The organism is Pseudoalteromonas sp. Angola-7 (assembly GCF_028599255.1).
Classification (GTDB): Bacteria; Pseudomonadota; Gammaproteobacteria; order Enterobacterales; family Alteromonadaceae; genus Pseudoalteromonas; species Pseudoalteromonas atlantica.
In genome coordinates, this window is sequence record NZ_JAQREL010000008.1 from 42,741 (window position 1) to 58,491 (window position 15,751).

Genomic DNA, 15,751 nt, shown 5'->3' on the forward strand with positions numbered 1-15,751 from the left:
GGTCTGATCCAGATCCAAGAGAATGCCCTCGTTATTTCAAACAAGCAAATGTCATGTACAACCATTCAAATTTAGGGATTTAAAATGAAATTTAAACTGTTAACTACTTTAACGATAGTGATGAGCGCCTTATCTCTTCAAGGTTGTATTAACTCTCTAGGTAAAGAAGAGTTTAGCTGCCCTAATTTAAAAAAGGGTGGCGTATGTGGTGGGCCTCGTGATGTTTATAAATTAACAAATAACCGAGTAAGCCTTGAGAATTTAACTCAAGAGGAACTTGATGCATACCGTAATGGCCAGAACAATCAAACTGTTTCATTGTATGAGAATGATGGTGAAACTAAACAAGTAGTAGGAAGCACTGGAGAAAAAACACAGCTTAAAAACAAAACAACCGATAGAGGGCTTTCAGATAACAGTGTCACGTATGCAGCGCGCGGTGATGGCCAGCAGACACCAGATAATTATCAAACACCGGAAGTGTTACCTCAAACTCGCTTTTCATATCAACAAAACAAATATGAACAGTGGCCTAGCAACAGTGAGCCATTAGCGCCTGAACCACTTGCTACTCTTGAGCCAGCACAAGTAATGCGCGTACTAATTGCCTCTTACACAGACTCTGACGGGCTATTACATATGCCAGGATATACATTCGTTGAAGTAACACCAAGACGTTGGAATTATGGTGAGGCTGCTAATGAAAGACCATCCCGCGTAGTTCCTTTAGAAGTCAAACGCAGAAGCGAAGAACAATTCAATCGCGCTCGTAATCGTTCTAATGGAGTAGATGCCATGGAAGTTGTAAATCCAATGAATCGTACTAAGTAGTCGTAGAGGAAGTAAAAATGTCAGCATTCCACCGCCGTAATGAAAAATTACTTAAGCATGAGTCTTTTTCAGACTTATTTCCTTTTCTAGAATATTGGGAAGATGAAAAGCTATTTTTGTTAGACGGGCCCTATTTAGGCTTTGTAATGAAGTCTATGCCAACGAACGGCGGTAACCGTGAAATATTAAATAGCTTAACAGGTATCTATAAAACTAAATTCCCTAAAGGCACTTTAATTCAAGCGTCGCTAATTTCATCGCCAGATATTGAAAATCAGCTATATGGTTTTCGTTCTTCACGAGGTGGCAGATACTTAGGTAGTGACCAGGAGCAAGTTTCTGCTATTTCACAAGCTGTACATGATTTTTACCGTAGAGGTACAACTAATCCCATAAATGAATCTGGCTTCATATTCAGAACCTTCGAGTTTTTATTTACAGTAAAAATTCCTATTAAAGAACTAGAGCCTACAACTAGCGAGCTCACCACAGCTAAAGATATTAAAAAACGCATTATTCGCTCACTGTCTATATTGGGGGCAGTTGAATTAGATGAAGTCGCTTTTAGACGGCGTATGCGCGTCATGTTTAACATGTTTAACACTAATAAATGGCGTACACGCCCGCACTTTAAAGAAAAATCACAATCATCAGGTTTGATGCGTGAACAGATACTAGACCCTGGTAAACGCGTCGAAATAGAAAAAAGCGGTATCAAAATTCTCGATGAAAAAGACGAGGAATGTGAATACATTAAATCATTGTCTGTAACTGAAATGCCCGAACATATGGTTTATGGCCAGATGATGGATTTACTTGGGGATTGGCTTGAAGGTAAGGCAATGCCGCTGACAGAGCACTTCATGGTGACACTAAATATGTATTATGAAGACTCTATGAAAGCGATTAAAGATATTAAATCTAAGCGTAGCTTCATAAATTCACAAGCCAAAGGCAAGCTTATTCAATGGGTTGACCGGTTACGTTTTCAAAATAAAGATTTTAACGATATAAACCGTGAAATTGAGCAAGAAAAATCAACCATTGTTAAGTACGCTCTTCAAGTGAATGTGTTTGCAAAAAATGAACAGCGTGCAGATGTTTTTGCTGAAGAACTCATAGCTTTGTACGAGCGTAAAGGGTGCTCACTTGTAGACAATAATTTTTTCACAGTTCCTATGTTTATAAGCTCACTCCCTATGGGGCTTAGTGAAGAAGTAGTTAAACTTTCAGGTCGCTATAACATTTGTACTTCAAAAGCTTTGCCTTTTTTAACTCCGCATATGGGAAGTTGGGCAGGTAACGCTTCTGAACCACGTATTTTATTAACCTCAAGGCTTGGCCAATTAGTCAACATTGATTTTTTCAAATCACAGACTAACTATAACTTTTATATAGCTGCTACATCCGGTGCAGGTAAGTCATTTTTTACCGGGTACTTAATATCAAATATGCTTTCTTCTGGCGTTAAGCTTCAAGACGATCCTGATAACCCAGCACAAAACAAAGACTTTAATGATGGTACGCAAGTCTTTGTTATAGATGTTGGTCGTTCATATGAAGGCTTAGCTAATCAATTGGATGAAGCCCAGTTTTTAGTATTCAATAAAGATTTGGCTTATACGCTTAATCCGTTTTCATACATTCATGAATTTGATGGTGAAGAAGGTCAAGGCATACAGTGTTTAGCTCAATTAAAAACCATGGCTGCGCCATCGGGCAAAATCTCAGATTTTCAAAGTTCGCAAATGCTGACGCTATTAACTGCACTATGGAATGAAAAAGGCAATAAAGCGTGTATTGATGATTACTATGAGCTGTGTTTGGCGAGCGAGCATGAAGCAGTACGCGAAATTGGGCACCAATTAAAGCCATTTTGTAAGGGCTTTTACTATGGACCTTTTTTTGATCCAGAAAAACCACCAGTGGACTTTTCATCACGTTTAGTTGTGGTTGAACTTGAAGAGCTAAAAGGAGACCCACACTTACAAACCATCGCATTGATGTCTGTAATAATGTCAATTCAGCAGTCTATGTACCTGGGTGGTAAAGAGCGACGCCGCCTATTTTTGCTTGATGAAGCGTGGGAGTACCTAAAAGGGGATCAGGAAACCAAAGCAAGATTAGGCTTTTTTAGTCAATTTCTTGAAACTGCATGGCGACGCTTCAGAAAGTACAATGCAGCTGGTGGCCTAATTACTCAATCAGTAATGGATGGATACAGTTCTGATGTTGGTCGAGCAATCCTTGATAACTCAAATTGGTTACTTTTATTGAAGCAAAGAGAGGAGGCAGTTGAAAAACTGCAAAATGAGAAAGCATACTCTGGTAGTGAATTAGATTTCAAACTGATAAAATCTACACATACAGTTCAACCAGATCCTACACGGACGGACATCGCTTACTCTGAGATATTTATTAAGTACGAAGGGCAATCTCAAGTGTGTCGTTTATATACAGACCGACGAATTCAATTAACTTTAACGACAAATGCTGATGAGAAACAGCGCAGGCAAGAGTTAATAGATAAGGGGTTTTCTTTCATGGATGCGATAGATCAAATGGTACTGGAAGATAGCCGCCAGTAAATAGTGATAATAAAAAATGTTTAATTTAAGTAATGAGTCTCTAATTACTCTAGAAGTAAGGCGCCTTTTCGGCGCCGGTCGAAGTTTGGTAAAAGCTGATAACAAAGTTATATCTGAACTAAAGGCAGCCTGTTTTGGGCCAGTATACGATTGTGATAAAATAGTAGCACTAGCCCAATCTAACGGAGCCGTATTAGCGAAACTTATAGAAGTTGCAAACAGGACAGTTAGGTACAAAAGGAAGTCACCTATAACAGATCCATCTGAATGCGTAGTTCGTATCGGCCAAAAGAGCATACAAGGGATTGCCCTGAGTCTCGAAATTGAGGCTGCAAGCACAAAGCTGAACGGCTTTTGGAAAAAAGTCTTTGCAAAGGTAGAATCAAATACCAAAAGGGCGTTAGAGGAAGCTATTAAGTTAAATAATGGACAAAATAAAAAGCTATTTGAAATAACAAATAAAACGTTATTACTTAGCTTGTCGTGCTACGCGAAAGTAATAGCGTGTTCGAAGCTAGAACTTAAAATTACAAAAGATGTTCTTACATATATTTTAACGCCTGAGCCTGTCATGGCCGAGTTAATCCAAACGTCTATGGGTGTGAGAATAGAAATTTTGAGTTTTTCGGAAGATGATGTATCCACCAGCTCTTATATCGCTTCTCATGCCTGGTCAAAAGTAACCGGTGATACAGCTCAAGTGAACGTGTTTAACTTAGAGTTTAGCCCGTAGGAGATTAAATGAGCAATGATATATTTGAAGCCGTGGAGGCAATAAAAGCCGGCGTTTCATACTTTGAAAAACAAGACAGTATTATTGATGCTGTTTCAAGCTTAGAAATGATGGCTTTTTTGGAGAATGCATTCAAAGGAAGAAAAGTAAAAATCTCTGCTAATTATTCTAAATCAGCTGGTTATCATTTTACTATTGAAAGGCCAAAGGCAGGGTTTATCGTTTTAAATTCTATTTCAGGTCAATGGCAGCATAACAATTATTTAGAACAATTTTTAATGCGAATTCGCTTATGCGAGCTCACAGTTTTACCTTATGAGTGGGTAAATGCACAAAATGAGCGCAACCACGATATAAAATTAATAGTTACACATGAAGGAGATAAATCCTATTTGGAAGCACGTAGGCATTTTGATTTATATGGTGGTGTGCGATGCGATAATCTGTGTAAGACTATCGAAGATTTTACGGTTTCAGCACAATTATTATCTCAAATAGTACAACGTGACATAGGGCCTGTTAGTAAAAAACCACAGGCTCCCTATACAAGTTCCCCTCACGAGTACACGCAACACTAGCATACTCAAAAAAATTAAAATGTGGCCTATTGTAAAACACACTAGGCCGCTTGGTTATTTCGCCGGTAGTTACGTTTAAACATTCAATATAGTCACCAACAAGGCTTAATGAGGCACGAGCTGGCATTAAATCATCTATAATTAGCGTATCAATACTGCTTTGAGCTTCATTCATTAAAGATAATGGCACTGATTTTTCTTTTTTAAGGAATAACACTGAACTATGCCGAATTGAATAAGCAGCACAACCTAAATTAGCACGAGTTGATGTTTTAAATTCTGCAGATTTAAACGTACTTGATTTAACTTTATCTAAGGCGCTTCTCATCAGCTTAATACGCTCGCTATAAAGCTTATCGTTCAGTTTACGACCATTGAAAATAGCTGCATCTACGCCAATAAACCCGAATTTAGCAGAATAAAATCCTTCAATGACTGTTAGGCCTAATCCAAGTCGCTTAAACGCTACCTTAATCATGTTTGTGTACGATTCTGGCAAGGGCAACGCAGCACCTTCAATTCCTATCTTATTGGCTGGGTAAATAGTGACGTTATAAAATTCGTCAAATACCACAGCCACCTGAAGCCCTGAATAGACTTCTAAGCACGGATGCCCGATTAACCCCTTAATTTGCTTATCTACAAGCTTTGAGTACGATAGAGGCAGTATAGGCTTCGATTTAAGGGTGTTTAAATCAAATATTTCAACTGGCGTATCATTTCGCTTGGCTACTTCAAAGCCGATTTGTTCAAGGCATGTTATTTCTTCTTCGAGCCGTTCATATGCCAAATGCTCACGTTTAAACCCACCAGCCACAAACTCTTCGTATTCAAAGTTAATGCCTGTGCCGCAAATGTCTAGCCTGACAAATGTCTCAGTATTATCCTCGTACAAAATAATGCGGATTGACTTGCGGGTGGTGTCGTTACATTTCAATATAACACGCGTTTTAATATTCATAGCCACTACCTAATCTCGCTTAACAGAGGAAATCGTTAACAACAATTTCGTCATACGAATTAATTTCTTCATGCTCTTCGAGTGATATTGTGTTTTCACTAACTGTTATATGATTTTGGTTCTCAATGGCATCTACGTTGATAAAGTTGTCAAAATCAAATGGGTCTAAGTTGGCAGTATCGCAAGTGGCGCTAACTTTATTAGGGACACGTGATTGCGCAATTTTGAATCCGCCGTATCTAGGTAAGTTTTTCTGCTGTAATAATTGAGTAGCGCTAAACAGAGTAGTCTTTCTACCTATAACACGACCAAAGTCATTTTTAATTAATGAATCAGCTCTTTCCTGTTTACGAAAAAAAACATTATGCATTTCAATAGCAACTTTATATTTTGCAGTTACAGGCTTACCCAGTATTTTTTCTGGGCATTGCAGCGCATCATCTTCTAAAGCGCGTCTGTATGTAGAGGCCTTGTATATATCAAGCCATTCCTCGTCATTAAATGGATTCATGCCCCCGTATTTAATATCGATGTAAAGCTCTTTAATAGTGTGAAGCTCTTTAAGGGATAACCCACAAGAAGCTCTATTTGAGCCAATGTTGAAGTTGATGCATGCAGCAATAACTTCACTATCTTCTTTCATTGGGAATTGACGATAATTTATATGCTCATTGTTACCACATAGTTGATACATGTCAGAGTTGTAAAGTATGAAGTCTTCGTGCACTTTAGCATTAGAGCTTGAGTTAACTAAATTACGAAAGTATTCCGACTTTAATTCCACAACAGCTGTGAGCTTTTTAGAAATACGGTCAATGGCAGGCACTATCGAAACGAAGTTTAATAATTCATTTACTTGCAAATCTAACTTTTCCAACGCTTCATTTAATGTCAGTAATATGTCTGACTCATTGACTTCATGAAGGGTAATTGGAGTATTTTCATGAATGATCACACGATTATACTGGCTTTGGACAAAGTGAGTGATTTTAGCTGTGCTATTGCTTTTATAGTGCTCAGTTATAGCTAAAATTATTCTACGCATATATAAAACCTTCAAAAACGAGTCGAGATGGCCACTATAGGCCATCTCATTATTTAGGCTACTGACTTAGCTGGCTGGCCAATAGAGCTGCAAAATCTTCATCTGAAACACTTTCTGTATCAGTTTCGCTTGGGGGGCTTTTTTGTACAGTCTCAGCTTTTACAACAACACCTGCGTCATTAACGCTTCTATTATTCGGTAATAGCCCAAGAATATTCGCTAGACTGTTAAATGTGCGTCGTAAAATAACATTTCGCACACATCGGCTAGTAAAATTTACCCAAGCGTTAGCGCCATTTTCATCGGCTCTATGAATTTGATCTGAAATAATAGAGCGAATTTCTTTTGTACCAATATAGGAGCAGTAGTAACTATCATCTGTAAAGGTTATAACCGAAAAAGCAGCAACAATGTCATTCACATCAGTTTCATATGAGTGGATGAAACGCGGTGGTGTGTTTTCACCAAACCATTCAAATTGGTCTCCGTCATGAACAACACTGAAGTTTGTCGATTTTATCTTAGGGCTCGCTCCAAAAAATTGATTCATGCCCTGGATGCCAATTTTTACAGTTGGGAATACTTGTTCGCAATGTGTTTCCCAGTGAATAAACAAATATGCTTCTTTGTCGTAAGGGTTTATAGATAGCCCCATATTTGCAATTTCAAGAATACATCTAGCAAGCTCTTTAGTTTTGATATTGTCAAAGCTCGGCTTACGGTAGTTTGAAATTTTCTCTTTGTTTACTTGAGAGGTTATCCAAGCGAATAGTTCACGCAGTTGACTGTTAATTTCACTTATATCAAATGAACGGTCGATTTTATTCGTTTCATACGTGGCTATAAGCTGAGCTCTAAATTCTTTATCTAAAAATAAGTCGATGTAGTTGTTATGTGACATTGTTTGCCTCCAGAGTTTTCAGTAGTTAAACATAATTGAAAATTCTGGCTACAAACTGGGATATATCACTTTTTTAAAAGTTATACACATATCCACAAACCCTATAATTTCTATGAAATGTATAAAAACTAGAAAGAGATATAATACTATAGGTTTTATATCTATTTGATTTGTAACACAAAAAAAGACTTTTTAGATCTTAATTATGGTGTTTGTGATCACAAAATTGGTGATTCAGATCACAATGATGGTGTTACTGATCACTTTAATGGTGTTACTGATCACTTATCTGGTTTTTAGTTAACACATTTGTGGTGTCTAAATATTAGTAATCGATATCTTTAGTTAACTCTAATAACGACTCAAGCTCACTCTTTTCATCTTCGGTTACAGTCTTTTCAACATTTTCTTTTTCTGTATATGATTGTAGTGCTTTTTCTACTTTATCCGCTTCTTCATCTATTTCTAAATAACGATATGCCATCATTAGCTTAGTTAACTCGGGAACACTAAGCTTCTCTTTTTTGGTAACTTTTTTAGCAATCATTTCTTTCACCGTTTGTAGAGCATCTTGGGTGTTCAACTCATGGTACGTGCCTTTTTCATGCCATTTGATAAGAAATTTAATTTCAGATATGCGATTCCCTTGTGTTTTAACTTCATACCCAATATCACCTGTTTTACTTTCCAGAAATAGCAGTTCCTTCCTTACTATAGGGTGATTGCTTAATCTATCAATGCTATCTCTTATGCATCGCTGCATAAAAACACCATTGTTTCTAAATGAGCTTTTGTTCTTCTTTAGTTTTCCTCTTTCATCGAGTAATCCAAATAAGCCTTTGAGTATATCAACCTTAATAAAGTGCATTTCAAATCCATCTTTTTTAAAGCGGCTTAGCAACTCGTAAAGCCTTTTAGAATACTCTTGTTTTAGATCTAAGAATGTTTTTGTAGTTATCAGTGCAAACCCATGGTGATATTCAATATATTCACTCTCAAGCATGTCATTAGGAACCATCGTTAATAGTCCCTTTTTATATTTGATATTTTTGAAGAGAGGTTTGTAATCGAATTCGTCATCTTCCGTTTCAGATTCAATTTTGATGCCTACTTTATAACTTGCAAGCCTTTCTGCAGCAGGGGCTAGCACCGAACCAATATGTTTAGAATCTATGTTTAACCATTCAGATAATTGGTTGGCTGTGTATGTGTATTGTGGTGTTGATTTAACCCAGTCAGAGCTTTTCATCTGAGCCATCATTAGTGCAAATAAATCGGCCTCGCGTGGTGATAAGTCTTTCCGACTAAATACCAATTTATGACCTTGTTTAATATGTTTAGGTAAATTAGTTCTTGAAATAGGTATATCACTTAGCTTTTTACTCATAGTCGGACGCCAGTATTGTTGGGTTCTAAATAATTTTAATCTAATAATGTAATATTTCACACCAAGATTGTGTATTCAATGCTTTGTACATTACATATTCTTGGTGTGGTACACCATAAATATGTGTTCAATACTGTATACAATACATCTTCTTGGTCTACCACACCATAATTATGTAATCAATGCCGTACACGTTACATATTCTTGGTGTACGACACCATAATTATGTAATCAATGCCGTACACGTTACATATTCTTGGTGTACGACACCATAATTATGTAATCAATGCCGTTCACGTTACATATTCTTGGTGTACGACACCATAATTATGTAATCAATGCCGTTCACGTTACATATTCTTGGTGTACGACACCATAATCATGTAATCAATGCCGTTCACATTACATATTCTTGGTGTGCGACACCATAATTATGTAATCAATGCCGTTCACATTACATATTCTTGGTGTACGACACCATAATCATGTAATCAATGCCGTTCACATTACATCTTCTTGGTATATGACACCATAATTGTGTGTTCTACACCGTGGGCATTACATATTCTTGCTGTGTGACCCCACAATTGTGTGTTCTATACTGTGAACATTACATATTTATGGTGTGTGTCACCTTCATTGTGTGTTCAATGCCGTACACATTACATATTCTTGGTGTATGACACCATAATTGTGTGTTTAATGCCGTGCCCATTACACATTCTTGGTGTGTGACACCATAATTGTGTGTTCAATACCGTTCACGTTACATATTACTGGTGAGTAACACCACAATTGTGTGTTTAACGCCGTATGCGTTACATAATACTGGTGTGTAATACCAGAATTGTGTAATCAAAATTATATACTTATGAAATTCGTACTGATTAAGTTTAGCTTTTAGCAAGATTAACTGCCTGATTAATATGTAATTCTAGATTAGTAGCCTGAATTTCTATCTATGGCATTATGGTTGGCATAAATAGTTAAAGGGCTAGAACGATGTCAGTAGCACAACAATTAAATTATGGTCTTGATGATATTCAAGATGCGATTACAAATAATGAAATTGAACTAAAACCAAATTTTAGTAATTGGGTAGAAAAAGCCATAGAAGCTTTCGATGCTAATGGCGAGCCTAACTATGTTGATTCTAAAGGGGAGTTAATTGAAGGCATTTACATTAATATGCCTAACGATTTGTACCATAGCCTTCCAGCTTTAAGTTCATCTCAACTTAAAGAGTTTAAAGAGTCTCCGCCTCATTACTTCCGTAGATACCTATCAGGTATTGAAGTTAAACGCACCCTCCAGACGCAGCGTACATTAGATGCGGGAACTTTAGGCCACGAGCTTATACTTGAGCCTGAAGACTTTCATAATAAATATTTCAGAGAGCTACTTCCAATAGATGAGCCTGATGCGCTTCATACTGAAGCGCAAATTAAAGCTGAACTTGAAAAACTCAACTTGAAAACAACAGGGTCAAAAGCGGTTAAAACAGAGCGGCTATTAAACAAGAACCCAAACGCTAAAGTTTTTGATGATTTACAGCGCAAAAACTGTGAAAAACAGGGCGTGCAAAGCACCGCAGTAATAGAAGGCGAAGAGAAAACATTGTATGGGGGAAAACTTGGCGTTGATGGGCAGGTTTGGGATAGCGCTCTTCGTATTGTTAAATCTCTAAAGAATGAGCCTCAAGCAGATGCTTATATCAATTACGGTTTGCCAGAAGTAGCCATTATTGCACGTTGTCCACGCACAAACTTGCTATTAAAAGTAAAATTCGATTGGCTTAGGTTTGATGATGAAGCGGCAGATGTAAAAACAACGCGTTCAGCTAATCCAGATGACTTTTCACGTCAAATGCGCTCTTTGAAGTATGATCTTCAACAGGCTTTTTATACCTATGTTGCTAGCTTAGTCGGTATAAATATACGTAGATTCTTATTCGTTGCTATTGAATACGCTAGCGCTGACTATTGTCAGTTATTCAAAATAAAAGACACCCGTCTTGCTAAAGCCTTTGAGGATATGCACAAAGCAAAGGAAGAATTTGTTGAGTGTAAACGCACTGGCAAATGGTTAAGTAGATATAGTGGCTCTGTCATAGAGTTAGACTAGTAATTTACAACACGGTATTAGAGGCGCTGTAATTTTAGTTTTTATAGGGTCTCGATGTTAATATTTAACTTTAAAAGAAGGTACACATACATGAAAATTAAGATAACTACATTAACAATCGGACTAACTGTTTTATCCGGTTGTTCTTCTAATAGCGACATGGCAGATAGACTTGAAGCACTGGAAAATCAACGCGCTGCCAATGAGGCTGCACAACTAGAAAAATCTACAGAAATACAGCAAAAAGAAATTGATGCTTTACCAGAATGGGTATTAACACCACCGGCTTCTGATTCAACGGGTTTTTATGGTGTTGGTATAGCACAATCAAAACAATTAAATCACTCGCGCCGCTCAGCTAGACTACAAGCTGAATTTGAGCTGGCTAAGCAAACTGGCCAGGAGCTTTCAGGTTCAGAGCGGTCATTTGAGCAAGGTGGCACCAGTGGAGATGTAAATACGCAAACAACATTTCTAATAGACCAAATTGTCGATTCTATACCGGTCGTTGGATACCAGATTGTCGATCAGAAATTAACAACTTTAAATGGGCAGTTTCATGCGTACACCTTGCTTAAGTTACCATACGAAGAATTCAACAAGGCTTTACAGCAATTAAAAAATAAAAGTAACAACGCGACGGTTCAAAAGCAGTTTGATGACCTTGAGAGGCGTCTAAGTAAACGCCGAGCTGAAAAAGAGAAGGCTGCACAAGCAGAACACAACCGTGAAATTGAAATGATTAATACTCGGACTAACGCTTTAAAATCAGACACTGAAGTTAAAGCTGGCTCCAGCTCTACTAAGAGATAAATCGTATGATGTTTAAAAGCCATTTAGCTATAGCTGCTGGTGGCTATTTTGTTGCGTTAAGTTCACTGAGTAATCATTTTGAATACGTGACAACACCGATGCTGATGGGAGGACTATTAACCTTAATCGGTTGTATTTTCCCTGATATTGACCATAAAAATTCATTTATAGGTAAGAGGCTTAGATTTATATCTGTCCCCATAAGCTTTGTGTTTGGCCATAGGGGAATAACACATAGTTTGGTGCCTCTAGTATTCCTTATTATATTTTATGGCCACCAAACACCAGCTTGGCTAATGTGGATTTATTTTGGATATTTCATGCATCTTATTGGCGATTTCATCACTGATGCAGGCATTCCATTATTATATCCAATTACAAATAAGAGATTCAGATTTTTATTAGTGACTAAAACAAACTCTATTGGCGAGCCTATCTTGGTAGTAGGTTTTTTAGTTGCTTGTTTACTATGGGTATTTTTATGAATAAAAAAGCATTTGAAGCAGACAGCAATCCATTTGGTTCAGATCTTAATGAAGACTTAGGCCAGTTAATGTCATCTGGGCATTATCAACCAGGCGAAATAATTGAGAACGTAACTATGTTTGATGTAACTCAGTTAATTGAAGAGGTTGTACTAGATGAGGCCATTTATGATGATAATCGCTTGATTTACGAATTAGATTATTTTGATTTAGTAGTTAGACCTCTTGAGAATGTTACTAGCTGGAAAGGGGAGGAAACAGTAAGCAGCCTCTATTTTGAAAGCCGCGTTAAGAACCTTTCGTTTTACGATTATAAGTTACTATCAGAAATAAACTTGCGTTATAAGCTTTTAAAAGTATTCATTAACAATGAAAACCAATTATGTTTTTGCTTCCCTTTAATTTTAGAAGGCGTAACAACGGAGCACCTAATTGGTGCTATTCATTCGTACATGTCAGATTTACATAGCGCCAAAGCGATGATTAAAAATCTAGTATGCTTTCAAGACGCTCTCAGACTTCCAAAACACTAACTTTATCCATTGTTTGGCGTGACGTAGAGCACGCCATAACAATATTCCAGCTTAGTAGCCAGTTTTATGATTTAGTTTAAATTAGAGGTCTATACACAGAATGAAAGGTATATTTTATGGCTAATATCAAATATTCAGATGAGCAAATAGAATTCTTAAGCTCTAATATTAATAATTATAGCTTGTCAGAGCTAACTAATCTTTTTAATGTAACTTTTAAAACATTTAGATCTGAAAACGGAATAAAAAACACTTTAACTAGGTATAAAATTAAACGGCCAAAATCACCTGAAATTTGCAAAGAAGAATTAAAGAGGTTTTTCTCTGCCAATTTAAATTGCACAATGGATGAGCTCACTCGCAGGTACAATAAGCAGTTCGGTTGCAATTTGTGTTCGGCATCAGTCAGAACAAGACGCCGAAAGTTTATTGATAACGATGTTTCAGAAGAAGAACCATCATTATCATTTACAGAATGCAATGACAATATAGTTCCACATGTACACGAAATAGCTTCAACTACTTGGGGATCACTTTTAAGCAAGCCATATACAAGCCAAAAAGTAGCATAATTGAAAAAACATTTACTAATGCATTTGATTCGTTAAATACATAATGCTGATTACCATCAGCATTTATCTTAACTCAGCCGTTCAACGTTGAACGATTTTGATAAGTTTACCCACCTAAAAGTTAATCTCTGCCGTTCAACGTTGAACGATTTGGTTAAGTTTACCCACCTAAAAATTTAAGCCCAGCTGTTCAACGTTGAACGATTTTGTCTAAGTTGGGCATCACAACGATTTGACTCTGCCGTTCAACGTTGAACGATTTTGTCTAAGTTGAGCATCACCAAGAATTAACTCTACCGTTCAACGTTGAACGATTTGGTCTAAGTTGGGCATCACAAAGGTTTGACTCTGCCGTTCAACGTTGAACGATTTTGTCTAAATACGGCATCACAACGATTTGACTCTACCGTTCAACGTTGAACGATTTGGTCTAGTCAGGCAGCTTAATTATAGCCTTGTATTTTTTTGACACATAAAAAAAGGGCTAACAAAAAGTAGCCCTAGCGAGACAGATTTACAGTTAATTAATGCTGCTCAAAAGCTTCATGGCATTATTATTGACTTTATAGTTACTTCGAAAGGCTTGTTTAGCGCAGTCTAAATCAACTCCTGATATTTCATCTTTAGCTTCTGCGGGTGTGCTAATCCATCCCTTTAACCGGCCGAACTCCACATTTAGCCTAGCAATATAAGCCTGATTAAACTTGAAGTGAATGTTTCCGTTTAGATAGGGCCTAGCTGTGAACAATACCACTTTCTTGTCAGCAGTATGATCATAGTAGTGGAATGTTCTTAATTTCCCTGGTTGCCATTCTTCAACTGTACTTGAACGCTCCATACCAGCGGTATCAAAACCTAAGTTATGAGCTATTGTAATTAGGTCATCTATTTTAGATGCCGATGACTTAGAAAAACCGTTTACTCTTTCGAATGAATAACCACCGAAATTTGAGTAGGAACTTGTAACTATACGGTAATCAAGCGCAAACCTATCTAAACCTGAAGGCTTCCTATTATATTGCCATTCAGACTTACTGAACGTGCGTTGATTAGACTTGTACAAAGTAATATTGCACTCACCAATTAAACTTTCGTAAACAGAGATTAGCTGGGAGTCTATATATTTATTTACGTTTTTAATTGCCCACTCAGCGATTGCATAAGCATTTTCTCGCGTGAAATCGACGTTAACATTTTTCATTAGTAACGTCTGCATGTCTTCGCGTGTTGCAGAGCATAGCTTATCTGTTATTGGGCTAAACCGACTAAATAGCTCTTTCCAATATTTGTTTTTTAAAGATTTAATGCGAAGTTTAATTGCAGCATATATAGAATCAATGGATACGTTTAGTTCATCTAAAATACAGCCATCAACTCGCTCTAAACCCTTATAAGTTTCTATCAACTTTTCCAGACTGGCATCATAGTGATTTACTAATGTACTTATAAGATCACCACCAGCAACAATTTCAAAGTTTTCTTCTTTAACCTTTGTTTTAAGAGATGCAGCCTTACGGGCAGCACTTCCAATCGCATCTATATTAAAGTTATCAGCGAACCATGTAGCAAAAGGGTCTACATCAACTGTAGCTCGACCACGAGCGTAAGAGCGATATTGAGATAAACTGATGTGTATAACATCTACCGTGCATCTAGCAGCTCTATCTGCAGCGCTATAATCTGAGCTGCCTAGGATAGTATAAGTTGCATTTCTGCGCTCTAAAGCCTCACTTATAGATGCATTGTTTTTCCAACGTGAAGGCAGAATTAGATACACATCCGGGGCTAAAGATTCTGCAATAATTTTACATGCAAATTCAGCATACTGGCTAAAAGGGGGGTTATTGAAGATAATATTGCAGTCGATATCGACAAGTGTTTGGGCCATGAAATCAGTTCCTACAATCATAATGTCTGCAGGTAAAGCCCTTATAAGAGGTAGAGACTTCTCCATGGCATACTTTTCACCGTGTTTATGAGCTAAAGCGTTAAGCACTCGACCGTCCCCGACACCAATATCTAAAATCGAATAGGCCATATCAAATCTTAGGCTATCAATATGATTTTTTATTAGTGCAATGTCTGACTCTAATGTCGGATAAAACTCAAAATCACCATATTCTCTTACTTCTTTAATTAATTTAGCTATGCCCATTTTCGTGCCCTTGTGTTTAATTTCTTAAACACAATAAAACAATTG

14 protein-coding genes are annotated in these 15,751 nt (G+C 37.1%); 9 read left to right on the top strand and 5 right to left on the bottom strand.

What is annotated here, in order from left to right:
- Nucleotides 1–84: 84 nt before the first annotated feature.
- The 4 genes from PSH50_RS12175 to PSH50_RS12190 are packed head-to-tail and all read left to right on the top strand — an operon-like array spanning nucleotide 85 to nucleotide 4,730.
- Entirely contained in the window at nucleotides 85–831 is a 747-nt protein-coding gene (locus PSH50_RS12175) for a TraV family lipoprotein (protein WP_273609666.1), read from the top strand.
- 17 nt (nucleotides 832–848) lie between these two features.
- Entirely contained in the window at nucleotides 849–3,419 is a 2,571-nt protein-coding gene (locus PSH50_RS12180; RefSeq protein ID WP_273587713.1) for a TraC family protein, read from the top strand.
- Nucleotides 3,420–3,435: 16 nt separating this feature from the next.
- Nucleotides 3,436–4,152: an HDOD domain-containing protein gene (locus PSH50_RS12185; RefSeq protein WP_273587714.1), complete on the top strand. Its 717-nt coding sequence runs from the start codon at nucleotides 3,436–3,438 to the stop codon at nucleotides 4,150–4,152.
- 8 nt (nucleotides 4,153–4,160) lie between these two features.
- Entirely contained in the window at nucleotides 4,161–4,730 is a 570-nt protein-coding gene (locus PSH50_RS12190; protein WP_273609667.1) for a hypothetical protein, read from the top strand.
- Here the strand turns inward: PSH50_RS12190 and PSH50_RS12195 are convergent.
- From PSH50_RS12195 to PSH50_RS12210, 4 genes are all read right to left on the bottom strand, one after another.
- Nucleotides 4,672–5,691, bottom strand: coding sequence for a hypothetical protein (locus PSH50_RS12195; protein WP_273609668.1), 1,020 nt, complete (start codon nucleotides 5,689–5,691; stop codon nucleotides 4,672–4,674). The genes PSH50_RS12190 and PSH50_RS12195 overlap by 59 nt on opposite strands.
- Nucleotides 5,692–5,710: 19 nt before the next feature.
- Nucleotides 5,711–6,736 carry a hypothetical protein gene (locus PSH50_RS12200; RefSeq protein ID WP_273587717.1) on the bottom strand — a complete coding sequence of 342 codons (1,026 nt, stop codon included), beginning with the start codon at nucleotides 6,734–6,736 and terminating at the stop codon, nucleotides 5,711–5,713.
- 58 nt (nucleotides 6,737–6,794) lie between these two features.
- Entirely contained in the window at nucleotides 6,795–7,637 is an 843-nt protein-coding gene (locus PSH50_RS12205) for a recombinase RecT (protein WP_273609669.1), read from the bottom strand.
- A 325-nt stretch (nucleotides 7,638–7,962) separates the two neighbouring features.
- The gene (locus PSH50_RS12210) at nucleotides 7,963–9,024 is read right to left on the bottom strand and encodes a replication initiation protein (RefSeq protein ID WP_273609670.1); all 1,062 of its coding nucleotides are present in this window, start codon (nucleotides 9,022–9,024) and stop codon (nucleotides 7,963–7,965) included.
- 1,002 nt (nucleotides 9,025–10,026) lie between these two features.
- Between PSH50_RS12210 and PSH50_RS12215 the strand changes: the two genes are divergently transcribed.
- The 5 genes from PSH50_RS12215 to PSH50_RS12235 all read left to right on the top strand — a co-directional run bounded on the left by PSH50_RS12215 (nucleotide 10,027) and on the right by PSH50_RS12235 (nucleotide 13,551).
- Entirely contained in the window at nucleotides 10,027–11,148 is a 1,122-nt protein-coding gene (locus tag PSH50_RS12215; RefSeq protein ID WP_273609671.1) for a PD-(D/E)XK nuclease-like domain-containing protein, read from the top strand.
- Nucleotides 11,149–11,238: 90 nt separating this feature from the next.
- Nucleotides 11,239–11,961 carry an LPP20 family lipoprotein gene (locus PSH50_RS12220; RefSeq protein ID WP_273587556.1) on the top strand — a complete coding sequence of 241 codons (723 nt, stop codon included), beginning with the start codon at nucleotides 11,239–11,241 and terminating at the stop codon, nucleotides 11,959–11,961.
- A gap of 5 nt (nucleotides 11,962–11,966) precedes the next feature.
- Nucleotides 11,967–12,446 (top strand): metal-dependent hydrolase, encoded by a 480-nt coding sequence (locus tag PSH50_RS12225; protein ID WP_273587557.1) that lies wholly within the window; start codon nucleotides 11,967–11,969, stop codon nucleotides 12,444–12,446.
- Complete coding sequence (locus tag PSH50_RS12230) at nucleotides 12,443–12,979, top strand: hypothetical protein (RefSeq protein ID WP_273587558.1); 537 nt, start codon at nucleotides 12,443–12,445, stop codon at nucleotides 12,977–12,979. The genes PSH50_RS12225 and PSH50_RS12230 overlap by 4 nt, the downstream gene beginning before the upstream one ends.
- Nucleotides 12,980–13,095: 116 nt before the next feature.
- Nucleotides 13,096–13,551 (top strand): hypothetical protein, encoded by a 456-nt coding sequence (locus PSH50_RS12235; protein WP_273587559.1) that lies wholly within the window; start codon nucleotides 13,096–13,098, stop codon nucleotides 13,549–13,551.
- 520 nt (nucleotides 13,552–14,071) lie between these two features.
- Here PSH50_RS12235 and PSH50_RS12240 read toward each other — a convergent pair.
- Nucleotides 14,072–15,706, bottom strand: coding sequence for a DUF4942 domain-containing protein (locus PSH50_RS12240; RefSeq protein WP_273609672.1), 1,635 nt, complete (start codon nucleotides 15,704–15,706; stop codon nucleotides 14,072–14,074).
- Nucleotides 15,707–15,751 lie beyond the last annotated feature (45 nt).